The organism is Streptomyces sp. RP5T, from assembly GCF_003933965.1.
Lineage (GTDB): Bacteria > Actinomycetota > Actinomycetes > Streptomycetales > Streptomycetaceae > Streptomyces.
The window spans coordinates 1-23,254 of sequence record NZ_RSAJ01000075.1; the positions used below are offsets into that span (position 1 = coordinate 1).

A 23,254-nucleotide genomic window follows, 5' to 3' on the forward strand; every position below is an offset into this window, starting at 1 on the left:
CCCCCCGCACCGACTCCGGCGGCGGCCCCCGCTCCGCCGACGACGTCCGCCGTCAGATCAAGGGCTTCACCTCGACCGGCGCGGTCGCCCCCGGCGAGGCCGTCGACTTCCACATCACCGTCGACCCGCCGCAGGAGTTCGCCGTCGACGTCTACCGCATCGGCCACTACGGCGGCGACGGCGCGGCGAAGATCACCACCAGCCCCCGCCTCTCCGGCATCGTCCAGCCCCCGCCGCTGACCGCGGACCGCACGGTCTCCTGTCACCACTGGTGGCTGTCCTGGCGGCTGCAGATCCCGTCGTACTGGAGCGTCGGCGCGTACGTGGCCGTGCTGACCACCGCCGACGGCTACCGCTCCCACGTCCCCTTCACGGTCCGCGACGGCCACCCCGCGGACCTGCTGCTCCTGCTGCCCGACATCACCTGGCAGGCGTACAACCTCTACCCGGAGGACGGTCACACCGGCGCCAGCCTCTACCACGCCTGGGACGAACAGGGCCGGCTCCTCGGCGAGGCCGACGCCGCGACCACGGTCTCCTTCGACCGGCCGTACGCGGGCGCGGGCCTGCCGATTCACGTCGGCCACGCCTACGACTTCATCCGCTTCGCCGAGCGCTACGGCTACGACGTCGCCTACGCCGACGCCCGCGACCTGCACGCCGGCCACCTCGACCTCTCCCGCTACCGGGGCCTGGTCTTCCCCGGCCACGACGAGTACTGGTCGACGGCCATGCGCCGGACCGTCGAGGGCGCCCGGGACAGCGGCACCTCCCTGGTCTTCCTGTCGGCCAACACCATGTACTGGCAGGTCGAGCTGGGCCCCTCGCCGTCCGGAGTCCCCGACCGCCTGCTCACCTGCCGAAAACGCAAGGGGCCGGGCAAGCCGGCGCTCTGGCGCGAGGTCGACCGCCCCGAACAGCAGCTGGTCGGCATCCAGTACGCGGGACGGGTGCCCGAGCCGCACCCCCTGATCGTCCGCAACGCCGGGCACTGGCTGTGGGAGGCGACCGGCGCCCAGGAGGGCGAGGAACTCGCCGGCCTGGTCGCGGGCGAGGCCGACCGCTACTTCCCGCGCGCCCCTCTCCCCGAGCACGACGACCGCATCCTGCTCGCCCACTCGCCCTACACTGACAGCGAGGGCGCCCTCCGCCACCAGGAGACGTCCCTTTACCGCGCCCCCTCCGGCGCCCTGGTCTTCGCCGCGGGCACCTTCGCCTGGTCCCCGGCACTGGACCGCCCGGGCCATGTCGATCCCCGGGTCCAGCGCGCCACCGCCAACCTCCTGGACCGCATCTGCAAGCGTGACTGAGCCCGGGCGGAGCACCCGCCCGCCACCCGCAGCACACCCCAAGTCCAAGGTCAGCCGCCTGTACGGGACAATCGACCCGTTGGACATACCCACGGGGAGGAACCGTGTCCGGATTCGTAGAAAAGCCCGAGCCGCTCCAGGTTCCGGGCCTGGTGCACCTGCACACCGGCAAGGTGCGAGAGCTGTACCAGAACGAGGCGGGCGACCTCGTGATGGTCGCCAGTGACCGTATCTCCGCCTTCGACTGGGTGCTGCCGACGGAGATCCCCGACAAGGGCCGTGTCCTCACGCAGCTGTCGCTGTGGTGGTTCGACCAGATCGCCGACCTGCTGCCGAACCACGTCCTGAGCACGGACGTGCCGGACGGCGCCCCCGCCGACTGGGCGGGCCGCACCCTGGTCTGCAAGTCGCTCCGGATGGTCCCCGTGGAGGCCGTCGCCCGCGGCTATCTCACCGGCTCCGGGCTGCTGGAGTACAACGACTCGCGCACGGTCTGCGGTCTCGCCCTCCCCGAGGGCCTGGTCGACGGCAGCGAGCTGCCCGCCCCGATCTTCACCCCGGCCACCAAGGCCGCCGTCGGCGAGCACGACGAGAACGTCTCCTACGAGGAGGTCGCCCGCCAGGTCGGCGCGGAGACCGCGGCCCAGCTGCGCCAGGCGACCCTCGCGGTGTACTCGCGGGGCCGGGACATCGCCCGGGACCGCGGGATCATCCTCGCGGACACCAAGTTCGAGTTCGGCTTCGACGGGGACACCCTCGTCATCGCGGACGAGGTCCTCACCCCGGACTCCTCCCGCTTCTGGCCGGCCGACCAGTGGGAGCCGGGACACGCGCAGCCGTCGTACGACAAGCAGTTCGTGCGTGACTGGCTGACCTCGGCGGAGTCCGGCTGGGACCGGAAGAGCGAGCAGCCCCCGCCGGCGCTGCCGCAGGAGGTCGTGGACCGCACCCGCGCCAAGTACGTCGAGGCGTACGAGCGTCTGACGGGCACGAGCTGGTCGTAACGCGAAAGGCCCCCGGTGGGAACCGGGGGCCTTTGCCTGAACGGAGCGAACGACGAGGTTCGAACTCGCGACCTCAACCTTGGCAAGGTTGCGCTCTACCAACTGAGCTACGTTCGCATGCGCCGTGGCGCGAGAACCACTATACCCAACCTCGCTCGCGTGCGAGCCGCACGGCCGCGTGACGGTTCTCCGCCCCGAGCTTGGAGACGGCCGAGGACAGATAGTTGCGGACGGTCCCCTGCGACAGCGCGGCCCGTTCGGCGATCTCCGCGACGGGCGCCCCGTCGGCGGCGAGTTCCAGCACCTCGGCCTCGCGCGCGGTCAGCGGGGAGTCCCCCGCGGAGATCGCGTCGGCGGCCAACTCGGGGTCGACGTAACGGTTTCCCGCGTGCACCGTGCGGATGATCTCCGCCAGCCGCTGCGCGCTGACGGTCTTCGGGACGAACCCCCGCACCCCGGCCTCCAGGGCCCGCTTGAGGTGTCCCGGCCGTCCGTGGCTCGTGACGATCAGCACCTTGCAGGCGGGCAGTTCGCTCCGCAGCGATGTGGCGACCTTCACACCGTCGGCGCCGGGCATCTGGAGATCCAGTACGGCGACGTCGGGCCCGTGCGCCCGGGCCATCGCCAGCGCCTCGGGGCCGGTGGCCGCCTCCGCGACGACCGCCAGGTCGTCCTCCAGGGAGAGCAGCGCGGCCAGCGCGCCCCGGATCAGATGTTCGTCGTCGGCGAGCAGTACGCGCACGCTCCCGCTCACGCGACCCCCTCCGCCGCCGCCAGTGGCACCTGCGCCACCAGCCGGAACACGTCCTGCCGTGCCGGTCCCGCCTCCAGCGTCCCGGCCACCGCCGCGAGCCGTTCCCGCAGTCCGGCGAGCCCGGATCCGCCGGTACCGCCCGGCGGTCTCAGCACCCCGTCGTTCTCCACGGTCAGCACCACCCGCTCCTTCTCCGTGCGCACGGCCACCGTGCACCGCTTGGCGTCCCCGTGCCGCAGGACGTTCGTGGTGGCCTCCCGCACCACCCAGCCCAGCGCCGACTGCACCTCGGCGGGCAGCCCGGCCGGCTCCCCGGTGACCTCGCAGTCGATCCCCGCCGCGGTCAACACCCCTCGTGCTCCCGCCAGTTCGGCCCCGAGATCGGCCTCGCGATAGCCCCGTACGACATCCCGCACCTCCCGCTGTGTCTCCTGCGCGATCCGCTGCACCTCGGTCATCTGGTCCACGGCCTCGTCCCGCCCGCGCCGGGCGAGCTGCACGGCCAGCTCGCTCTTCAGCGCGATCACCGCGAGATTGCGTCCCATCACGTCGTGCAGGTCCCGTCCGAACCGCAGCCGCTCCTCGGCCACGGCGAGCCGGGCGCGGGTCTCGCGGGCCTCGTCGAGCTCGTAGACGGCGGTGAGCAGCCACACCGAGAAGACGGAGGTGAAGGCGAAGAACCCGGCACCGAGCAGCACGGCCACCATCGTCGCCAGGGTGGCCGGACCGGGCATCCCCAGCGGGAAGGCGATCACCCCCGAGCCCGCCGCGAACCCCGCGACGAGGCCGAAGATCCGTTTCCGGTCGCGCACCCCCAGCGCGATCGCCCCGGCGCCGAAGATCAGCACGACCGCGAAGACCCCGCCGGCCGCCGCGTCGACGTCCTCGCCGCCCGGTCCGTGTTCCGTGATCGCGATGGCCGTCGTGGCGACCGCGGCGGTGACCGCGCCGAGTGTCCACAGGGTGTGGACGGGCTGCTCCCGGCTGCCGCGCGTCCAGTCCAGCGCCCGGGAAGCGGCCACCGCACAGATTCCCGCGTGCCCGAGCAGCATCACCAGCAGCAGGACGGCCGGCCAGGCCGGCATCGCACCGACCAGCGGCAGCCCGACCGCGCCGACCTCGATCAGCGCGAAGAAGTGGAAGGACCACCGCGTGTACGTCTCCACCTTCGCCGGCGTGCTCTTCCGCCGCCACCAGCCCCCCGACTCGCGCATCCTCACCCCGTACGTCAGCGCCTCGGCTCCCACCGGAACCACCGTCCCACAGCAAACACCGCCAGGACGGTCCAGGCCAGCGCGGTCGTGAGGGTGCCCAGGGCCTCGTACGCCGACAGGTCGCCCGTCCAGCCGCCGCGGATCAGGGTGATCACGGGGGAGAGCGGCAGCAGCTCGCACACCGACGCGAGCCGGTCGGGCAGCAGCTCCAGGGGGACGGTGACGCCGGAGAGGGTCATCGAGACCAGGACGAACGGCAAGGTGGTGACCTGCGCGCTCTCCACGGTCCGGGTCAGGGCCGCCGTCACGGCCGCGAGGGCCGCGCACATCACCAGCCCCGACAGCAGCCCCAGGACGGCGAGATGGGGTGCGCGCGGCGCGGGCAGGTCGAGCAGGACCGTGCTTCCCGCCACCAGCACCAGACACTGGACGATCCCGGTCACGCCGACCGGCAGCGCGGTCCCGCCCAGGACCTCGACGTCCCGCAGCTCCCCGGTGCGCAGCCGCTTCAGCACCAGCTCCTCGCGCCGGGCGGTGTAGATCCCGACGAGGGCGCTGTAGACCCCGAACAGCAGGGCGAAGCCGATCGCGGCGGGCAGCAGCACCAGGCCGGCGCTCAGCCCGACGTCCTCGACATCCATGCCGTCCACGACGGACCGCAGGCTGAACGGCAGCGCGAGCGGAATCAGAACGGCCGTCAGGAGCGTGGCCCTGCTGCGTCCGAGCAGCGTGAACTCGGCCCGGGCCAGGGCGCGCAGCCGTCCGGCGGGAGTGGTGAGGGTGCTCATGCCGCGACCTCTTCGCGCGCCGCGATCCCGAGGAACGCCTCCTCCAGCGAGGCCGACCGCACATCGAGCCGCCGCAGCTCCACCCCGGCCCGCTCGGCCCACACCAGTAGCCCGGTGGCGGCCCGCTGCAACTCGTGCGTCCGCAGCCGTACGAGGTTCCCCTCGACCTCGTGCCCGCACACCCCGAGTTCCGCGAGCGGCGGCAGATCCCCCAGGAAGTACCCGTGCGGCAGCTCGAACGAGATCCGGGCCGGCTGGGCCGCGGTCACCTCGGCCGGTGTCCCGGTGGCCGCGATCCGCCCCGCGTGCAGGATCGCCAGCCGCCCGGCGAGATCCTCGGCCTCCTCCAGGTAGTGGGTGGTGAGCAGTACGGTCGTGCCCCGGTCGCGCAGTGCCCGCACCAACTCCCAGGTGTCCCGGCGTCCTTCGGCGTCCAGGCCGGTCGTCGGCTCGTCCAGGAACAGCACCTCGGGGTCGCCGAGCAGGGCGAGTGCCAGGTCGAGCCGCCGCCGCTCACCGCCGGACAGCTGCTTGACGCGTACGCCGGTCCGCCGGGCGAGTCCGACGAGTTCCAGCACCTCCAGCGGCGGCCGGGCCCCGCTGACGCAGCCGGCCCACATCCGCGCGGTCTCCCCGACGGTCAGCTCGGAGGGGAAGCCGCCCTCCTGGAGCATCACCCCGGTCCGCGGGCGGACGGCGGCGCGCTCGGTGTACGGATCGTGTCCGAGGACGCGGATCCGTCCGTCGGTCGGCCGGGCGAGCCCCTCCAGCAGTTCGACGGTGGAGGTCTTGCCGGCGCCGTTGGTGCCGAGCAGGGCGAAGACCTCTCCGCGGGCCACGGAGAAACTGATTCCGCGCACCGCCTCGAACCCGCCCCCGTACACACGCCGGAGGCCGGTGACCTCAATCACGTGTTCGTGTTCGTCAGTGTTCATGAAGCCAGCGTCCCGGCGGACCGGACGGGACGGCAGTGCGCGCTGTCACCACTCCGTATGACAAATGTCAGACGGCGGGCGGGCAAGAGAAAGACCCCGGTCCACCGGACCGGGGTCTTCCATCAGAGCGGACGACGAGGCTCGAACTCGCGACCTCAACCTTGGCAAGGTTGCGCTCTACCAACTGAGCTACGTCCGCATTGCATCCGACCGGCTCTCACCGATCGGCGCGGGCACCAGCCTACCTGATCCACAAAGGACTCGGACCGGCGGTGCAGAGCGGGTGACAGGAATTGCACACTGCGCCTTCCCCCTGGAAGGAGGATGTTCTACTACTGAACTACACCCGCATGTACTCCGTGAGCTGGGCCTTTTCGGCCTCGCCCCTCGGCGTGCTCCAGACTCTAGCTGACCAGGTGGGGTGCAACGCAAGTCGGTTGTGCCGAGGGGCGGATGACCCGGCGTCGACAGGCCCTCAACGGGCCTCGGCGAACGCCTCGTAGACCTTCTTGGGGATGCGTCCGCGGGCGGGGACGTCCATCTTGTTGGCCTGGGCCCAGGCCCGGACCGCGGCCGGGTCGGGAGCGACCTCGGTCTGCTTGTACGCCTTGCCCGACCTGGACCGCTTGCGGCCGGCCTCCACGTACGGCTCGAGCGCCTTACGCAGTTTCTCGGCATTGGCTTGATTCAGGTCGATCTCGTACGACTTGCCGTCGAGTCCGAAGGCGATCGTTTCCGCCGCTTCCGAGCCGTCGATGTCGTCAAAGAGAGTGACCACGACCTTCTGCGCCACGAATATCGGTCCCTTCGTACGGCACGGTGCCAATTCATTTGTACAGTGCCCGACAATGCATTGTGAAGCTCGACTAAATCCTTCCGCGTGTCCAAAATCAAGGGGGGAGCGGAAGCGACTTCGATTGAGGGTGGTGGTGGGAGACGGGCGGGCGCAATAGGTATCGGGTGTCGATCTGAGATCTTTCCCGGAAATTTTCGGGAGCGGCCGCGCGCGGGTTGCGCCGTGATGGCCGTCACGTAGATTCCTACAACTCAACGCGCGTAGAAATTTTGTGCGGGTAGTCTGAAGGAACCTGCTCAGCACCACACCACCGGGAGTGCCAGTGGCACGCGTCGTAGTCGACGTCATGCTCAAGCCGGAGATCCTCGACCCCCAGGGCCAGGCGGTGCAGCGCGCACTGCCGCGACTGGGTTTCGAAGGCATCTCCGACGTACGTCAGGGAAAGCGATTCGAACTGGAAGTGGACGGCCCGGTCGACGAGGCCGCGCTCGCCCGCATCCATGATCTTGCGGAATCCTTCCTCGCCAACACCGTGATCGAGGACTTCACCGTCAAGGTGGAGGAAGTCGCGGAGGCCGCGAAGTGACCGCTCGTATTGGCGTCGTCACTTTCCCCGGCAGCCTCGACGACCGTGACACCCAGCGCGCGATCCGCCTCGCGGGCGCCGAACCGGTCGCCCTGTGGCACAAGGACAAGGACCTCCACCAGGTCGACGCGGTGGTCCTCCCCGGTGGCTTCTCCTACGGCGACTATCTGCGGGCCGGTGCCATCTCCCGCTTCTCGCCGGTGATGGAGACGGTCATCGAGCAGGCCAGGGCAGGACTGCCGGTCCTCGGTATCTGCAACGGCTTCCAGATCCTCACCGAGGCCCACCTCCTCCCGGGCGGGATGCTCGGCAACGACCACCTCCACTTCATCTGCCGCGACCAGAAGCTGCGGGTGGAGAACGCGGAGACGGCCTGGACCGTGGACTACGAGGCGGGCCAGGAGATCCACATCCCGCTGAAGAACATGGACGGCCGGTACGTCGCCGACGAGTACACGCTGGACAAGCTGGAGGCGGAGGGCCGGGTGGCGTTCCGTTACGTGGACTTCAACCCGAACGGCTCGCTGCGCGACATCGCCGGCATCACCAACGAGGCCGGCAACGTCGTGGGTCTGATGCCGCACCCCGAGCACGCCACCGAGCCGCTGATCGGCACGGGCCGCACCGACGGCCTCCCCTTCTTCACCTCGATCCTCAAGAAGCTGGTGGGCGCATGAGCCGGACGCCTCTGGACACGGTCGAGCACGCGGCCGCGACCCCCGACGTCGAGCTGCCCTGGGCCGAGCTGGGACTCAAGAAGGACGAGTACGAGAGGGTCGTCGAGATCCTCGGGCGCCGGCCCACCGGTGCCGAGCTCGCCATGTACTCGGTCATGTGGTCCGAGCACTGCTCGTACAAGTCGTCGAAGGTGCACCTGCGCCAGTTCGGCGAGAAGGCGCCCCAGTCGGACGCCCTTCTCGTCGGCATCGGCGAGAACGCGGGCGTGGTGGACGTCGGCCAGGGTTACGCCGTGACCTTCAAGGTCGAGTCGCACAACCACCCCTCCTACGTCGAGCCCTACCAGGGCGCGGCCACCGGTGTCGGCGGCATCGTCCGCGACATCATCGCGATGGGCGCCCGCCCGGTCGCCGTGGTCGACCCGCTGCGGTTCGGCGCCGCCGACCACCCCGACACCAAGCGCGTCCTGCCGGGCGTGGTCGCGGGCATCGGCGGCTACGGCAACTGCCTCGGGCTGCCCAACATCGGCGGCGAGGTCGTCTTCGACGCCTGCTACCAGGGCAACCCGCTGGTCAACGCCGGTGCCATCGGTGTGATGCGGCACGAGGACATCCACCTCGCGAAGGCGTCCGGCGCCGGCAACAAGGTCATCCTCTACGGGGCCAGGACCGGCGGCGACGGCATCGGCGGTGCCTCGATCCTCGCGTCCGAGACCTTCGACGACGCCAAGCCCTCGAAGCGCCCGGCCGTCCAGGTCGGCGACCCCTTCCAGGAGAAGCTCCTCATCGAGTGCACCCTGGAGGCCTTCAAGGAGAAGCTGGTCGTCGGCATCCAGGACCTCGGCGCGGCCGGTCTGTCCTGCGCGACGAGCGAGCTGGCCTCGAACGGCTCCGGCGGCATGCGCGTGACGCTGGACGACGTCCCCCTGCGCGACTCGACCCTCTCGCCCGAGGAAATCCTCATGAGCGAGTCGCAGGAACGCATGTGCGCGGTCGTCGAGCCGGAGAAGGTCGACCGGTTCCTGGAGATCTGCGACAAGTGGGACGTCATCGCCACCGTCATCGGTGAGGTCACCGACGGCGACCGGCTGGAGATCTACTGGCACGGCGGCAAGATCGTCGACGTCGACCCGCGCACGGTCGCGCACGACGGCCCGGTCTACGAGCGCCCGTACGCCCGCCCCTCCTGGCAGGACGAGCTCCAGGCCGACGACGCGGGCAAGCTGCCGCGCCCGGCGAGTTCGGAGGAGCTCAGGGAGCAGGTCCTGAAGCTGGTGAGCTCTCCCAACCAGGCGTCCAAGAAGTGGATCACCTCGCAGTACGACCACTTCGTGCAGGGCAACACCGTGCTGGCCCAGCCGGAGGACTCCGGCATGATCCGCATCGACGAGGAGACCGGCCTCGGCGTCGCCATCGCGACCGACGGCAACGGCCGTTACGCGAAGCTCGACCCCTACGCGGGCGCCCAGCTGGCGCTCTCGGAGGCCTACCGGAACGTGGCGACGACCGGCGCCAAGCCCCTCGCCGTCTCCGACTGCCTGAACTTCGGCTCGCCCGAGGACCCGGCCGTCATGTGGCAGTTCGCGGAGGCCATCCGCGGACTCGCCGACGCCTGCCAGCAGTTGGGCACCCCGGTCACCGGCGGCAACGTCTCCCTGTACAACCAGACGGGCGAGGCGGCCATCCACCCGACGCCGGTCGTGGCCGTGCTGGGCGTCATCGACGACGTGGCCCGCCGTACGCCGGTCGCCTTTCAGGAGGAGGGCCAGCTGCTGTACCTCCTCGGCGACACGAGTGAGGAGTTCGGCGGCTCGGCCTGGTCCCAGGTCGTCCACGACCACCTCGGCGGTCTGCCGCCCAAGGTCGACCTGGAGCGCGAGCGGCTGCTCGCCGAGATCCTCATCTCGGCCTCCCGCGACGGCATGATCGACTCCGCGCACGACCTCTCCGACGGCGGCCTGATCCAGGCGGTCGTGGAGTCGGCCCTGCTCGGCGGCAAGGGCGCCCGCCTGATCGTCCCGGACGGTCTGGACGCGTTCACGCTGCTGTTCTCGGAGTCGGCCGGCCGCGCGGTGGTGGCGGTCCCGCGCTCCGAGGAGCTCCGCTTCAATGACATGTGCGGCGCGCGGGGCCTGCCCGCCACCCGCATCGGTGTCGTCGACGGCGACTCGGTCGAGCTGCAGGGCGAGTTCGCCCTGCCCCTGGAGGAACTGCGCACGGCGCACGAGGAGACGATCCCGGCCCTGCTCAAGTAGCCGGCGGCCGTACGACCGTGAAGGCCCCGTCCGTCGTCCTGACGGGCGGGGCCTTCGGCACGGGGGCACCCGACTAGGCTCATCGTCATGCCCACGGCCAGGAAGCGCGCCCGCACCTACGACCCCGTCAAGATCCTCAAGGCCGTGCAGGCCCAGTTCGGAAACGTACGAGAGGCCGTACGCGCGCTGACCCCCGAGCAGTTGGCGCTGCCCACGCGGCTGGGGGAGTGGACCGTACGCGAGCTGGCCGCGCACATCGGGATGGCGGTCACGGCCGTCCACCGGAGCCTGGACCGGCCCGCCCCGGCCCGGCAGGACGCCACGGTCCTGGACTGGCCCTTCGCCACCGCCGCGAGCTCCGCGGCCATCGCCGAGTTCACCCGGGACCTCGCCGAGCGGCACCCCGACCTCGACGCCTACCTCGGCGACATCGAGCGGACCCTGGCCGAGCTGCTGGACGCCCACCCCGGCACGCGGCTCCTGGAGACGAACGCCGGCGCGATGCCCCTCGCCGACTACCTGGTCACCCGGACCGTAGAACTCGTCGTCCACACCGACGACCTGAGCGCCGCCGTCCCCGGCCTCGACATCCCCTACGACCGCCAGGCCCTCGCCGCCTGCACCCGCCTCCTCGCCGACGCCCTCGCCGTGAAGGCCCCCGGCGGCTCGACCGAGGTGCGGATCCCGCCGTACGCCGTCGTGCAGTGCGTCGAGGGGCCCAGGCACACCCGGGGCACCCCGCCGAACGTCGTGGAGACCGACCCGCTGACCTGGATCCGGCTCGCCACCGGCCGACTGACCTGGACGGACGCGCTCGGCGAGGCCAGGGTCAGCGCGAGCGGTGAGCGGGCGGACCTGGGCGGGCTGCTTCCGTTGATGGAGTGAACCCTTCACGGGTCCCGTGCGTCCAAGGTGCATGAAGCGGACGACACGTGTGAAATGCGCCGCCCTGGCCGCCGTGGGCACCACGCTGCTGGCCGCCTGCGGCTCGGAATCCGGCACCGGGAGCGACTCGGTCACCGACGGCGCGAAGGTCACCGGGGCCGGTGCCCTCACGGACGTCGAGTGGCTGCCGCAGAAGGTGACTGCCGACGGCAAGGAGTACGCGCTGCCGAAGAACGCCGGGGACGCCCACATCACCTTCGAGTCCGGCACCGCCGACCCGGACGTCGGGGGCGGTGATTCCGGCGGCTCGGTCGGCTGCAACAGCATCGGCGCCGACGCCGAGATCGACGGCGACACCGTGCGCATCACCGACCTGACCCAGACGCTGATGGGCTGCCCCGACCCGATCGGGGCGTTCGAGACCCGGTTCACCAGCGTCTTCGAGGGCACCCACAAGGCCGAGGTCTCCGAACGCGACGGCATCAGGACCCTCACCCTGACCCGCGCCGACGGTGACAGCATCACCTTCCGGGAGAAGAAGGACCCGGCGCTGAAGGGCACGCGGTGGGCGATCGGCCCGAAGGCACATCTCACCCTCGGCAAGGACGACAGCGTCACCGGCAGCCTCGGTTGCAACACCTTCAGCGGGAAGGCCACCGTCAAGGACGGCACCATCGAGTTCGGACGTCTCGCGACCACGCGCATGATGTGCGCGGGCCCGGTGATGAAGTCCGAGCGCGAACTCGCCGGAATCCTCTCCGGAAAGGTCTCCTACCAGCAGGAACACGATTCGCTGAAGATCACCAAGGCGCCCGGCAGGAGCGTTACGGCCCGGGCGGAGTAAGAAAGCCCACTCTCCACGAATTCGGACCAGTGGTCGATCTCGCCTACACTCGGAGCCGTGCCACGTGGTGACGGACGACTCAACCACGACCTGCTCCCCGGTGAGAAGGGCCCCCAGGACGCTTGTGGCGTCTTCGGTGTCTGGGCTCCGGGTGAAGAGGTCGCCAAGCTCACGTACTTCGGGCTCTACGCCCTCCAGCATCGGGGCCAGGAATCCGCGGGAATCGCGGTCAGCAACGGCTCCCAGATCCTCGTCTTCAAGGACATGGGCCTCGTGTCCCAGGTCTTCGACGAGACCTCTCTCGGTTCGCTCCAGGGTCACATCGCGGTCGGACACGCCCGCTACTCGACCACCGGTGCCTCCGTGTGGGAGAACGCCCAGCCGACCTTCCGTGCCACCGGGCACGGTTCCATCGCGCTCGGCCACAACGGCAACCTGGTCAACACGGCGCAGCTCGCCGAGATGGTCGCCGACCTGCCCAAGCAGGAGGGCCGCAGCCCCCGTGTGGCCGCCACCAACGACACCGACCTGCTCACCGCGCTCCTCGCGGCCCAGGTCGACGAGGACGGCAAGCCGCTGACCATCGAGGAGGCGGCCCCCGTGGTCCTCCCTCAGGTCCAGGGAGCCTTCTCGCTCGTCTTCATGAACGAGCACACCCTGTACGCGGCCCGCGACCCGCAGGGCATCCGCCCGCTGGTCCTCGGCCGCCTGGAGCGCGGCTGGGTGGTCGCCTCCGAGTCCGCCGCCCTCGACATCTGCGGCGCCGCCTACGTCCGCGAGATCGAGCCGGGCGAGTTCGTCGCCATCGACGAGAACGGCCTGCGCACCTCCCGATTCGCGGAAGCGAAGCCCAAGGGTTGTGTCTTCGAGTACGTCTATCTGGCCCGCCCGGACACCGACATCGCCGGCCGGAACGTCTACCTCTCCCGCGTGGAGATGGGCCGCAAGCTCGCCAAGGAAGCGCCCGTCGAGGCCGACCTGGTGATAGCGACTCCGGAGTCCGGCACCCCGGCGGCCATCGGCTACGCCGAGGCGTCCGGCATCCCCTTCGGGGCGGGTCTCGTGAAGAACGCCTACGTGGGCCGTACGTTCATCCAGCCCTCGCAGACCATTCGCCAGCTCGGCATCCGCCTGAAGCTGAACCCGCTCAAGGAAGTCATCAAGGGCAAGCGCCTGGTCGTCGTCGACGACTCCATCGTGCGTGGCAACACCCAGCGCGCCCTGGTCCGCATGCTCCGCGAGGCGGGCGCGGCCGAGGTCCACATCCGGATCTCCTCGCCGCCCGTGAAGTGGCCCTGCTTCTTCGGCATCGACTTCGCCACCCGCGCCGAGCTCATCGCCAACGGCATGACGATCGACGAGATCGGCACCTCGCTGGGCGCCGACTCACTGGCCTACATCTCCCTCGACGGCATGATCGAGGCGACCACCATCGCCAAGCCGAACCTGTGCCGCGCCTGCTTCGACGGCGAGTACCCGATGGAGCTCCCGGACCCCGAGCTGCTCGGCAAGCAGCTCCTGGAGACCGAGCTGGCCGCAGGGCCCGCCGCCACGGCCGCGGCCGACGCGATCCGTCGCCCGTAGGCAGCCCGTTCCACCTGCAGTACGACACGAAGGTTCTCACCACCCATGTCTGAGACAACTGGTGCCAGCTACGCAGCCGCGGGCGTCGACATCGAGGCGGGCGACCGCGCCGTCGAACTGATGAAGGAGTGGGTGAAGAAGACCCGGCGCCCCGAGGTCCTCGGCGGCCTCGGCGGTTTCGCCGGACTCTTCGACGCCTCCGCCCTCAAGCGCTACGAGCGTCCCCTGCTCGCCTCCGCCACCGACGGCGTCGGCACCAAGGTGGACATCGCCCGGCAGCTGGGCGTCTACGACACGATCGGCCACGACCTGGTCGCGATGGTCATGGACGACATCGTGGTGTGCGGCGCCGAGCCGCTGTTCATGACCGACTACATCTGCGTCGGCAAGGTCCACCCCGAGCGGGTCGCCGCCATCGTCAAGGGCATCGCCGAGGGCTGTGTGCTCGCCGGCTGCGCCCTGGTGGGCGGCGAGACGGCCGAGCACCCCGGTCTGCTGGGCCCGGACGACTTCGACGTCGCCGGCGCCGGTACGGGCGTCGTGGAGGCCGACCGGCTGCTGGGCGCGGATCGCATCCGTAAGGGGGACGCGGTCATCGCCATGGCCGCCTCGGGGCTTCACTCGAACGGGTACTCGCTGGTGCGGCATGTGCTCCTGAACGAGGCGGGCCTCGCCCTGGACGCCCGGATCGACGAGCTGGGCCGCACTCTCGGCGAGGAGCTCCTGGAGCCCACCAAGATCTACTCGCTGGACTGCCTGGCCCTGATCAGCACGGCCGAGGTGCACGCCTTCTCGCACGTCACCGGCGGCGGCCTGGCGGCCAACCTGGCCCGCGTCATCCCCGACGGGCTGCACGCCGTCGTCGACCGCGGTACCTGGACCCCGGACCCGATCTTCGACCTCGTCGGCAGGACGGGGCAGGTCGAACGCCTGGAGCTGGAGAAGACCCTGAACATGGGCGTCGGCATGATCGCGATCGTCCCCGAGGAGTCGGCGGACGTCGCCCTGGCGACCCTGGCCGACCGCGGGGTCGAGTCATGGGTAGCCGGTGAGATCGCGGACCGCGGCGACCACACCACGGGTGCCGAGCTCGTCGGTGACTACGCCCGGGCCTGACAGGGCCCAGGGGCTGACAGGCAGCGCAAAACCCGGTCCGGTGGTGTGGACCACCCCGGACCGGGTTGCGCACAGCTAGGTCGTCAAGCTCCGCGGCGTTGAGACGCAGGACCGGACTCGTCGTCCTCGTCCTCGTCGTCGTTGTAGAGATCCGCGTACTGGGCGTACGGGTCGTCTTCCTCGTCGTCGTCCTCGAACGGCTCGCCATTCGGCGGCTGGCTCGAAGTCGAAGCGCCCAGCTCATTGGCCAGACGCGACAGATCAGTCCCGCCGCTGCTGTACTTCAGCTGGCGGGCGACCTTCGTCTGCTTGGCCTTTGCCCGGCCGCGCCCCATGGCTCGACCCCCTCGGATACGGGGCTCGGTGGCCCCAGAGTCTTGACACGCGTTCATGATCTGGAACGGGCTCTCCGCAGAGAGACCGGTCCGTAGGGCTTCCACGGTACCTGAGCCCACGCCCATACGGTACGTCGCCCGCACCACGGGCCTGGACCCAGGACCCTCGGGGAGCCCCGTCCCCGCTGGTCAACCGCGATTTTAACCACTTCTTCGCGGCCGACCCGCCGACGAACGTGAGAGTTCTCTCCAAGAGTGCGCCGACGGGTACCGCTCAAACGTCAGTGCGCCGGTTTCACGGCCGCCTCGTGCATCCGCTGCTCGGCGATCCGGTCGGCCGCGGCGGCCGGCGGAATCCCGTCTTCCTTCGCACGTGCGAAGATGGCGAGCGTGGTGTCGTAGATCTTCGCGGCCTTCGCCCGGCACCGCTCGAAGTCGAAGCCGTGGAGTTCGTCGGCGACCTGGATGACCCCGCCGGCGTTCACCACGTAGTCCGGCGCGTAGAGGATCCCGCGGTCGGCGAGGTCCTTCTCGACGCCCGGGTGCGCGAGCTGGTTGTTGGCGGCGCCGCATACGATCCGCGCGGTCAGCGCGGGCACGGTGTCGTCGTTCAGGGCCCCGCCGAGCGCGCAGGGGGCGTAGATGTCCAGGCCCTCGGCGCGGATGAGGGTGGCGGTGTCGGCGACGGCTCGCACACCGGTGGGATGCGCCGCGAGGATCCGTCCCACGGCCTCCTCGCGCACGTCGGTGATCAGGACCTCGGCGCCCTCGGCCCGCAGGTGCTCGACCAGGTGGTGCCCGACCTTCCCGACGCCCGCGATGCCGACCCTGCGGCCGGTGAGCGAGGGGTCGCCCCACAGGTGCGCGGCGCTGGCCCGCATGCCCTGGTAGACGCCGAAGGCGGTGAGGACGGAGGAGTCGCCGGCGCCGCCGTTCTCCGGGGAGCGTCCGGTCGTCCATCGGCACTCCCGGGCGACGACGTCCATGTCGGCGACGTAGGTGCCGACGTCGCACGCGGTGACGTAGCGCCCGCCGAGCGAGGCCACGAAACGGCCGTAGGCGAGGAGCAGTTCCTCGCTCTTGTCGCGCTCGGGGTCGCCGATGATCACGGCCTTGCCGCCGCCGTGGCCGAGCCCGGCCATGGCGTTCTTGTACGACATGCCGCGCGCGAGGTTCAGCGCGTCGGCGACGGCCTCCTGCTCGCTCGCGTACGGGTAGAAGCGCGTCCCGCCGAGGGCGGGGCCGAGCGCGGTGGAGTGGAGGGCGATGACGGCCCTGAGGCCGCTCTTGCGGTCCTGGCAGAGCACGACCTGCTCATGGCCGGCCTGGTCCGAGTGGAACAGGGTGTGCAGCACGTCGGCAGCGGCGCCGGTTACGTCGGTCACTGTGGTGACTCCTGGGTAAGGTGCGGCGATGGGGCACAGGACCCCGTACGGGTGGCGGGGCCTGTGGGCACGAGATTAGGGCCTGGGGCGGCCCGGGACCGTGCAGTGCTCAGGATCACCTTCTCCGGGGGTGCCGGCGTGCGACGATTTGCATAGTTTTCCCGCGCGTTTGTGTGCGGGTTTCGCAGGTTTTCCCGGCAGGCGGCGGGGGAGAGAGCAGGCGTGCCCAAGGTGTCCTCGGTGATCGTCCCGTACGCGACCTATCTGCGCGTGTACGAACCGCTGGCCGCCTTCCCGGAGCCGGAGCGCGGCCACTGGGAGCGCTACGCCCGCCGCCGGGACCGTCCGACCTACCAGGACGAACTGCGCCGCTCCCTGGCCGACCTGCTGCCCACCCCGCCCGTCCCGGTGCCGGTGCACGAGAGCGGCGACGCCTTCGTGCTCGAGGTGGACGGCGTGGTGTGCGTCTGCCCGTGGCGCACCCGGCTGCGCGGCTGGCTGGCCCTGGAGGAGCTCGGCGAGGAGCTGCCGGGCCCGGTCCTGGACGCGGTGCTGCCCGAGGTCGTACGCCGCCAGACCGCCCAGGACTACGAGCGCTGGCTCGCCCGCAACCCGGACGCCCGGCCCTGGATCCGCACCGCGACCTGGCAGGTGCCGCTGAACTGGTTCGTGCTCGTCGCCGACGAGGAGCGGCGCTTCGACAAGGGCTCCGGCGAGATCCCGCCGATGCTGCGCTACCGCACGCCCATGGTGCAGGCCAGGCGGCGCGTGGCGCGGGCTCTGCGGGCCCTGAAGGACTCCGTGGACGAGGGGCCGCTCATCGACGGCCTGATCGACGTGGGGCGCTGGCTGGAGGAGTTCCACCCGCGCTCGCTGGTCGAGCTCGACTACGGCGGTCTGGTGCACGTGCTGCCGCCGGGCGAGCTGGAGGACGACCACTCGGCGGCGGACGTGGCCGAGGGCATCGAGGCGCTCAGGCGCGGGGACGGGGCCGCGGCGGGCGAGGCCTACGGGCGGCTCGTGGAGCGCTGGCGGTCCGTCAGGGATCGTCGCTCGGCGAACTGAATGTGCCCCATGTCACGAACAGGCGTTTGACCTGACGCCCGTTTTGGGGTTTCGTCCTCGCTCAAGGTGTTCAACTTCCCCTGAAGTCTCACCGACAAGGGACGTAGGTCTCGATCCGGGCGTACGCCTCACGGAGTGTCAAGCGTGACGGACCGCACGTACCCGTGCTCTTGCGTCTCTTCCCCCTCCTCATGCCAAAATAGGACAAGGGGCCCGGGGGAGGTTCCGCTTTGGGGGGTCTGGTGACTCCTGATCGCCTGTGTGACTGATCGTCACAGAGGCGTGACTGTCCGCTATGGCATGGTCCATCGGCTTCCGTCGCCGATGAACACCTGGGGGGCAATTCCATCGGTTTGGCCGACGCGGCTGGACAGATGGTGTAGTTGTAGTGCCGAGGACAAGCCGTTCGTCCTATAACCGACTCGACCCGCATCCGCCATTTCGGGCAACGCGGGTCAAGGTGCAGAATTTAGAGGAAAGAACCGAGAAGGTTCGGTTCTCCCGAGGAGGCCGCTCATGACCGCTCGCACCCCTGATGCCGAGCCGCTGCTGACCCCGGCTGAGGTCGCCACGATGTTCCGCGTGGACCCGAAGACGGTCACGCGGTGGGCGAAGGCCGGCAAGCTCACGTCGATCCGCACGCTCGGCGGGCACCGCCGTTACCGCGAGGCCGAGGTCCGCGCTCTGCTCGCGGGCATCCCGCAGCAGCGCAGCGAGGCCTGAACAACTGAATAACCGGACAAACCGGCCCGCCCCCCAGCTGGCCGCAGCGTCCGAACACTGGCTCCAAGCGACGCGGGTCCTGCCCCAACAGGGCCCATTCTTCACCTCGTCGTCGATCGCGCTGGACTCCGCCGAGTCCAGCGCGATCTTTTTTGTGCGCGGACCATGGGGGGTCGACGGGCCTGTGAGCGGGCTTGTCGGAGTCTGGGGAGGGGTGTCGGATCTCCTGTGCGAAGGCCCCTGAGCGGGGTGGGACCAGGGGTGCAATTGCACATATTAAATTGACCAGTTGTAAGGGAGCGGTAAGTTCCACCGTTTCGGAAACTCACACGGTGACTCCCGTCACATGCCAGAGTCCTTGTCGCCGTTGCGCCCCGTGCGCTAGTGATGTCAGGCCGGGGAAGGGCTCTCGTCCTCCGCGGACTCCTCTTCCAGCTCCTCCCGGTCCTGCGAGGGTGGGCCGGCTGCCGGGGCGGAGTCCATCGCCAGCCGCAACAGGCGGTGGCAGATGGGGCAGTGGCGGGTCAGATGCCGATACGACGACGCGGCGGACAGATGTGCGCGGAGCAGCGCCCGCGTCTCGTGCCTGACCGTCGCCGCCATACGCCACCTCCGGGCTCCACGGGGAACGGGGCCTGGTCTCTGGGTACCGGTGCTTCGGGACGCCGTCAAGACGGCGTGGCGGGCCACGGGGGCGGCCTGGGCCCGCCTTGGAGCGCCTGTTCTGCCTCACCGCTGCTGTCGTGACGCCCTGGGGGCTGCCGCCCCCAGCCCCCCGCTTCGGCTCTGAAGGGGCCTCGTCCTCAAACGCCGGACGGGCTGAAATGTGCTGGGCCTGGGTTCACATGAAGAAGGCCCGCGCCCCGTTGCCGGGATGCGGGCCTTCCTCTTGTGCGGTCCTGACGGGATTTGAACCCGCGGCCTCCACCTTGACAGGGTGGCGAGCACTCCAAACTGCTCCACAGGACCAGGTTTTGCGGCGCTTACTGGTGCGTTGCGCTGCGAGAAGGACTGTACAGGAGCAGGGACGTCCTGGTCGAACTCACCCTGTGTGCAGGTGTCGTCACGGAGCCAGCGCGTCGATCGCCTTCACGATCCGCTTGTCGGAGACGGGGTACGCCGTGCCGAGCGCGTGGGCGAAATAGCTGACCCTGAGCTCCTCGATCATCCAGCGGATGTCCCGGACCTGCGGGGGCACGGGCCGGCCCTGGGGTAGCTGTTCCAGCAGCCAGGCGTACTCGTCCTGCATCTCGTGGACCTTCTCCATACGGGTCGTGTCCCGCTGGACGTTCGTCGCCATCTGCTGCAGACGCCGGTCCGCCGCGACCAGGTAGCGCATCAGGTCGGGCAGGCGGCGCAGGCCCGTCTCCGTCACGAAGCCCGGCTTCACGAGCGCGTCCAACTGCTGTCGCACGTCCGCCAGGTTCGCCAGCAGCACCGGGCTGCGTACGGCCTTCAGGCGCCGCTCACAGGCCTGCCAGGCGGCGAGGACCTGCTGCACCTGGCCGACCGTACGGACCGTCGTGTCGACGATCTCGGCGCGCACCTTGTCGTACAGCTTCCGGTAGGACTCCTCGTCCCAGGCCGGCCCCCCGAAGTCCCCGACCAGCTTGTCCGCGGCCGCCGTCGCGCAGTCGTCGAACAGCGCCTGGATCGAGCCGTGCGGGTTCGCCGACAGGGCCAGCTTCTGCGGGTTGGTCAGCTTCTCGGACGCGAACTTCGCAGGGCTCACCGGGATGTTGCGCACGATCAGCCGCCGGGTGCCCTTCCACATCGCCTCGGCCTGCTCGGCCTCCGTGTCGAAGAGGCGGACGGAGACCGTGTCGCCGTCGTCGACCAGGGCCGGGTACGCCTTCACCGGCTGGCCCGCGCGACGGGTCTCGAAGACGCGGGTGAGGGTGCCGATCGTCCAGTCCGTCAGGCCCTTGCGTTCCAGCGACTCCCCGCCCTCACGGGACGCGGTCGCTGCCGCCGCCTGCGACAGGGCCTGGCGCGCCTTCGGCCTCAGCTTCAGGCGCAGGGACTCCAGGTCCTTGTCCTCGGCCAGCTTGCGGCGCCGCTCGTCGACGATCCGGAAGGTGATCCGCAGATGGTCCGGGATCCTGCCCCAGTCGAAGTCGTCGGCCTCGAAGGGCACCCCGACCATGCGCTTGAGCTCGCGGGCCATGGTGGTCGTCAGCGGCTCCTGCAACGGGACGGCCGTGTCGAGGAAGCGCTTGGCGAAGTTCGGTGCCGGTACGTAGTTGCGGCGGATCGGCTTGGGGAGGGAACGGATCAGCTCCGTGACCAACTCCTCCCGCAGGCCCGGGATCTGCCAGTCGAAGCCCTCGTCCTGGACCTGGTTGAGGACCTGGAGCGGGATGTGGACCGTCACACCGTCCGCGTCCGCGCCCGGCTCGAACTGGTACGTCACCCGGAACTTGAGCGGCCCCTGCCGCCAGGAGTCCGGATAGTCGGCCTTGGTGACCGCCTCCGCCGACTCCCGGATGAGCATCTCCCGCTCGAAGTCCAGGAAGTCGGGCTCCTCGTGCCGCTTCCGCTTCCACCACGAGTCGAAGTGCGCCCCGGACACAACGTGTTCGGGCACCCGCTGGTCGTAGAAGTCGAAGAGGGTGTCGTCGTCGACCACGATGTCCCGGCGCCGCGCCCGGTGCTCCAACTCCTCGACCTCGCTGAGGAGTCTGCGGTTGTCGGCGTAGAACTTGTGGTGGGTGCGCCAGTCGCCCTCGACCAGTGCGTTGCGGATGAAAAGCTCGCGGGAGACCTCGGCGTCGATCCGGCCGTAGTTCACCTTCCGCTGGGCGACGATCGGCACGCCGTACAGCGTGACCTTCTCGTACGCCATCACCGCGGCCTGGTCCTTCTCCCAGTGCGGTTCGGAGTACGTCCGCTTCAGCAGGTGTTCCGCGAGCGGCTCGACCCACTCGGGCTCGATCCTGGCGTTGACCCGGGCCCACAGGCGGGAGGTCTCCACCAGCTCCGCCGACATCACGAACCGCGGCTGCTTCTTGAAGAGGGCCGAGCCGGGGAAGATCGCGAACTTGGCGCTGCGGGCGCCCAGGTACTCGTTCTTGTTGCCGTCCTTCACGTCCTTCATGCCGATGTGCGAGAGCAGACCGGCGAGGAGGGAGACGTGGACGGACTGGTCGGCGGCGTCGTCCTCGTTCAGATGGATGCCCATCTGTTTGGCGACGGTCCGCAACTGCGTGTAGATGTCCTGCCATTCGCGGATGCGCAGGAAGTTGAGGTACTCCTGCTTGCACATCCGGCGGAACGAGGACGAGCCGCGCTCCTTCTGCTGCTCGCGGATGTACCGCCACAGGTTCAGATAGGCGAGGAAGTCGCTGGTCTCGTCCTTGAAACGGGCGTGCTGCTGGTCGGCCTGGGTCTGCTTGTCGGCCGGGCGCTCACGCGGGTCCTGGATGGACAGCGCGGCGGCTATCACCATCACCTCGCGGGCACAGCCGTTCTTGTCTGCCTCCAGGACCATGCGCGCGAGCCGCGGGTCGACCGGCAGCTGGGCAAGCTTGCGGCCGGTGTCGGTCAGCCGCTTGCGCACGTCCTTCTGTGCCGGGTCCAACGCACCCAGTTCCTGCAGGAGTTGGACGCCGTCGCGGATGTTGCGGTGGTCCGGCGGGTCGATGAAGGGGAACTTCTCGATGTCGCCGAGGCCGGCCGCGGTCATCTGCAGGATGACGGAGGCCAGGTTCGTCCGCAGGATCTCCGCGTCCGTGAACTCCGGGCGGGCCTCGAAGTCCTCCTCGCTGTACAGGCGGATGCAGACGCCGTCGGAGGTACGGCCGCACCGGCCCTTGCGTTGGTTGGCGCTGGCCTGCGAGATCGCCTCGATGGGCAGCCGCTGGACCTTGGTGCGGTGGCTGTACCGGGAGATGCGGGCGAAGCCGGGGTCGATGACGTACTTGATGCCCGGGACGGTCAGGGAGGTCTCGGCCACGTTGGTCGCCAGAACGATCCTGCGCCCGGTGTGCGGCTGGAACACGCGGTGCTGCTCGGCGTGCGAGAGCCGGGCGTAGAGCGGGAGCACCTCGGTGAAGCGGTAGTTCTTCTTCACCAGGGCGTCCGCGGTGTCGCGGATCTCGCGCTCCCCGGAGAGGAACACGAGGATGTCGCCCTTGCCCTCGCCCTGAAGCTCCTCGACCGCGTCGCAGATCGCGGTGATCTGGTCGCGGTCGGAGTCCTCCGAGTCCTCCTCCAGCAACGGCCGGTACCGCACCTCCACCGGGTAGGTGCGGCCGCTGACCTCGACGATCGGGGCGTCCCCGAAATGCCGGGAGAAGCGCTCGGGGTCGATGGTCGCCGAGGTGATGACGACCTTGAGGTCGGGACGCTTCGGCAGCAGCTGGGCCAGGTACCCGAGCAGGAAGTCGATGTTGAGGGACCGCTCGTGGGCCTCGTCGATGATGATCGTGTCGTAGGCGCGCAGCTCGCGGTCGGTCTGGATCTCGGCGAGCAGGATGCCGTCGGTCATCAGCTTCACGAAGGTCGCGTCCGGGTTCACCTGGTCGGTGAAGCGCACCTTCCAGCCGACGGCCTCGCCCAGCGGGGTGTCCAGCTCCTCGGCGACCCGCTCGGCGACCGTGCGGGCGGCGATCCGGCGGGGCTGGGTGTGCCCGATCATGCCCTTGACGCCCCGGCCTAGCTCCAGGCAGATCTTCGGGATCTGGGTGGTCTTGCCGGAGCCGGTCTCACCGGCCACGATCACGACCTGGTGGTCGCGGATGGCGGCCGCGATGTCGTCCTTCTTCTGGCTGACCGGGAGCTGCTCGGGGTAGGAGACGGCGGGCACCCGGGCCAGGCGCGCGCCGACGCGTTCCTCGCCCTTGCCGATCTCCGCCTCGATCTCGGACAGCACGGCGGCCCGCGCCTCCGGCTTGCGGATCCGGCGCGCGCCTTCGAGCCTGCGCCCGAGCCGGTGCGCGTCACGCAGGGACAGCTCGGTCAGGCGGGCGGCCAGTTCCCCGAAGGAGGGGGCGCCGG

Annotated in this window: 20 protein-coding genes and 4 tRNA genes; 11 read left to right on the forward strand and 13 right to left on the reverse strand. The window is 70.0% G+C overall.

The window, feature by feature from the left end:
• Together EHS43_RS11185 and EHS43_RS11190 are read left to right on the forward strand one after the other, a co-directional pair.
• A partial coding sequence (locus tag EHS43_RS11185; RefSeq protein WP_125190389.1) for a N,N-dimethylformamidase beta subunit family domain-containing protein occupies positions 1 to 1,310 on the forward strand: 1,310 nt, incomplete at its 5' end.
• Between the two features lie 104 nt (positions 1,311 to 1,414).
• A complete protein-coding gene (locus EHS43_RS11190; protein ID WP_125190390.1) occupies positions 1,415 to 2,314 on the forward strand; it encodes a phosphoribosylaminoimidazolesuccinocarboxamide synthase in 900 nt (299 codons plus the stop codon).
• Between the two features lie 44 nt (positions 2,315 to 2,358).
• Here the strand turns inward: EHS43_RS11190 and EHS43_RS11195 are convergent.
• The 8 genes from EHS43_RS11195 to EHS43_RS11230 all read right to left on the reverse strand — a co-directional run bounded on the left by EHS43_RS11195 (position 2,359) and on the right by EHS43_RS11230 (position 6,798).
• Positions 2,359 to 2,431: transfer RNA gene (locus tag EHS43_RS11195), tRNA-Gly, on the reverse strand.
• 22 nt (positions 2,432 to 2,453) lie between these two features.
• Entirely contained in the window at positions 2,454 to 3,068 is a 615-nt protein-coding gene (locus EHS43_RS11200; protein WP_185806207.1) for a response regulator transcription factor, read from the reverse strand.
• The gene (locus EHS43_RS11205; protein WP_125190405.1) at positions 3,065 to 4,282 is read right to left on the reverse strand and encodes a sensor histidine kinase; all 1,218 of its coding nucleotides are present in this window, start codon (positions 4,280 to 4,282) and stop codon (positions 3,065 to 3,067) included. Before EHS43_RS11205 ends, EHS43_RS11200 begins: the two co-directional genes overlap by 4 nt.
• Positions 4,283 to 4,296: 14 nt before the next feature.
• A complete protein-coding gene (locus EHS43_RS11210; RefSeq protein WP_125190391.1) occupies positions 4,297 to 5,070 on the reverse strand; it encodes an ABC transporter permease in 774 nt (257 codons plus the stop codon).
• Positions 5,067 to 6,005 carry an ABC transporter ATP-binding protein gene (locus tag EHS43_RS11215; protein WP_125190392.1) on the reverse strand — a complete coding sequence of 313 codons (939 nt, stop codon included), beginning with the start codon at positions 6,003 to 6,005 and terminating at the stop codon, positions 5,067 to 5,069. The genes EHS43_RS11210 and EHS43_RS11215 overlap by 4 nt, the downstream gene beginning before the upstream one ends.
• A 126-nt stretch (positions 6,006 to 6,131) precedes the next feature.
• Positions 6,132 to 6,204, reverse strand: a tRNA-Gly gene (locus EHS43_RS11220).
• A 79-nt stretch (positions 6,205 to 6,283) separates the two neighbouring features.
• Positions 6,284 to 6,355 (reverse strand) — tRNA-Gly (locus EHS43_RS11225).
• A 125-nt stretch (positions 6,356 to 6,480) separates the two neighbouring features.
• The gene (locus EHS43_RS11230) at positions 6,481 to 6,798 is read right to left on the reverse strand and encodes an Lsr2 family protein (protein WP_125190393.1); all 318 of its coding nucleotides are present in this window, start codon (positions 6,796 to 6,798) and stop codon (positions 6,481 to 6,483) included.
• Positions 6,799 to 7,123: 325 nt separating this feature from the next.
• On the opposite strand from EHS43_RS11230, the gene purS reads away from it, so the two are divergent.
• From purS to purM, 7 genes are all read left to right on the forward strand, one after another.
• Entirely contained in the window at positions 7,124 to 7,387 is a 264-nt protein-coding gene (gene purS / locus EHS43_RS11235) for a phosphoribosylformylglycinamidine synthase subunit PurS (protein ID WP_015659417.1), read from the forward strand.
• On the forward strand, positions 7,384 to 8,064 hold the full coding sequence (gene purQ / locus EHS43_RS11240) for a phosphoribosylformylglycinamidine synthase subunit PurQ (RefSeq protein WP_125190394.1): 681 nt from the start codon (positions 7,384 to 7,386) through the stop codon (positions 8,062 to 8,064). Before purS ends, purQ begins: the two co-directional genes overlap by 4 nt.
• Positions 8,061 to 10,319, forward strand: a complete 2,259-nt coding sequence (gene purL / locus EHS43_RS11245; RefSeq protein ID WP_125190395.1) for a phosphoribosylformylglycinamidine synthase subunit PurL — start codon at positions 8,061 to 8,063, stop codon at positions 10,317 to 10,319. Before purQ ends, purL begins: the two co-directional genes overlap by 4 nt.
• Before the next feature lie 87 nt (positions 10,320 to 10,406).
• Positions 10,407 to 11,204: a maleylpyruvate isomerase family mycothiol-dependent enzyme gene (locus tag EHS43_RS11250; protein WP_125190396.1), complete on the forward strand. Its 798-nt coding sequence runs from the start codon at positions 10,407 to 10,409 to the stop codon at positions 11,202 to 11,204.
• 31 nt (positions 11,205 to 11,235) lie between these two features.
• On the forward strand, positions 11,236 to 12,048 hold the full coding sequence (locus EHS43_RS11255; RefSeq protein ID WP_125190397.1) for an META domain-containing protein: 813 nt from the start codon (positions 11,236 to 11,238) through the stop codon (positions 12,046 to 12,048).
• 57 nt (positions 12,049 to 12,105) lie between these two features.
• Positions 12,106 to 13,632 carry an amidophosphoribosyltransferase gene (gene purF, locus EHS43_RS11260; RefSeq protein WP_125190398.1) on the forward strand — a complete coding sequence of 509 codons (1,527 nt, stop codon included), beginning with the start codon at positions 12,106 to 12,108 and terminating at the stop codon, positions 13,630 to 13,632.
• 45 nt (positions 13,633 to 13,677) lie between these two features.
• A complete protein-coding gene (gene purM, locus EHS43_RS11265) occupies positions 13,678 to 14,748 on the forward strand; it encodes a phosphoribosylformylglycinamidine cyclo-ligase (RefSeq protein WP_125190399.1) in 1,071 nt (356 codons plus the stop codon).
• Between the two features lie 83 nt (positions 14,749 to 14,831).
• Here purM and EHS43_RS11270 read toward each other — a convergent pair whose 3' ends face one another.
• Complete coding sequence (locus EHS43_RS11270) at positions 14,832 to 15,083, reverse strand: DUF3073 domain-containing protein (RefSeq protein WP_028808738.1); 252 nt, start codon at positions 15,081 to 15,083, stop codon at positions 14,832 to 14,834.
• Positions 15,084 to 15,364: 281 nt separating this feature from the next.
• The gene (locus EHS43_RS11275; RefSeq protein ID WP_125190400.1) at positions 15,365 to 16,468 is read right to left on the reverse strand and encodes a Glu/Leu/Phe/Val dehydrogenase dimerization domain-containing protein; all 1,104 of its coding nucleotides are present in this window, start codon (positions 16,466 to 16,468) and stop codon (positions 15,365 to 15,367) included.
• Between the two features lie 222 nt (positions 16,469 to 16,690).
• Here EHS43_RS11275 and EHS43_RS11280 point away from each other — a divergent pair, with 222 nt between their 5' ends.
• Together EHS43_RS11280 and bldC are read left to right on the forward strand one after the other, a co-directional pair.
• Positions 16,691 to 17,533 carry a hypothetical protein gene (locus EHS43_RS11280; protein ID WP_125190401.1) on the forward strand — a complete coding sequence of 281 codons (843 nt, stop codon included), beginning with the start codon at positions 16,691 to 16,693 and terminating at the stop codon, positions 17,531 to 17,533.
• 516 nt (positions 17,534 to 18,049) lie between these two features.
• Positions 18,050 to 18,256, forward strand: a complete 207-nt coding sequence (gene bldC / locus EHS43_RS11285; protein ID WP_003949541.1) for a developmental transcriptional regulator BldC — start codon at positions 18,050 to 18,052, stop codon at positions 18,254 to 18,256.
• A gap of 390 nt (positions 18,257 to 18,646) precedes the next feature.
• Here bldC and EHS43_RS11290 read toward each other — a convergent pair whose 3' ends face one another.
• The 3 genes from EHS43_RS11290 to hrpA all read right to left on the reverse strand — a co-directional run.
• Positions 18,647 to 18,859, reverse strand: a complete 213-nt coding sequence (locus EHS43_RS11290) for a DUF6274 family protein (RefSeq protein WP_125190402.1) — start codon at positions 18,857 to 18,859, stop codon at positions 18,647 to 18,649.
• Positions 18,860 to 19,150: 291 nt separating this feature from the next.
• Positions 19,151 to 19,225 (reverse strand) — tRNA-Asp (locus EHS43_RS11295).
• A 94-nt stretch (positions 19,226 to 19,319) separates the two neighbouring features.
• On the reverse strand, positions 19,320 to 23,254 hold a 3,935-nt coding region (hrpA, locus tag EHS43_RS11300), incomplete at its 5' end, for an ATP-dependent RNA helicase HrpA (RefSeq protein ID WP_125190403.1).

Coding starts and splice junctions, on each gene's coding strand:
- EHS43_RS11210 (WP_125190391.1), bottom strand. CDS start 5,070: ATGAGCACCCTCACCACTCCCGCCGGACGGCTGCGCGCCCTGGCCCGG.
- EHS43_RS11215 (WP_125190392.1), bottom strand. CDS start 6,005: ATGAACACTGACGAACACGAACACGTGATTGAGGTCACCGGCCTCCGG.
- bldC (WP_003949541.1), top strand. CDS start 18,050: ATGACCGCTCGCACCCCTGATGCCGAGCCGCTGCTGACCCCGGCTGAG.
- purL (WP_125190395.1), top strand. CDS start 8,061: ATGAGCCGGACGCCTCTGGACACGGTCGAGCACGCGGCCGCGACCCCC.
- EHS43_RS11250 (WP_125190396.1), top strand. CDS start 10,407: ATGCCCACGGCCAGGAAGCGCGCCCGCACCTACGACCCCGTCAAGATC.
- EHS43_RS11255 (WP_125190397.1), top strand. CDS start 11,236: ATGAAGCGGACGACACGTGTGAAATGCGCCGCCCTGGCCGCCGTGGGC.
- EHS43_RS11290 (WP_125190402.1), bottom strand. CDS start 18,859: ATGGCGGCGACGGTCAGGCACGAGACGCGGGCGCTGCTCCGCGCACAT.
- EHS43_RS11205 (WP_125190405.1), bottom strand. CDS start 4,282: ATGCGCGAGTCGGGGGGCTGGTGGCGGCGGAAGAGCACGCCGGCGAAG.
- EHS43_RS11270 (WP_028808738.1), bottom strand. CDS start 15,083: ATGGGGCGCGGCCGGGCAAAGGCCAAGCAGACGAAGGTCGCCCGCCAG.
- purM (WP_125190399.1), top strand. CDS start 13,678: ATGTCTGAGACAACTGGTGCCAGCTACGCAGCCGCGGGCGTCGACATC.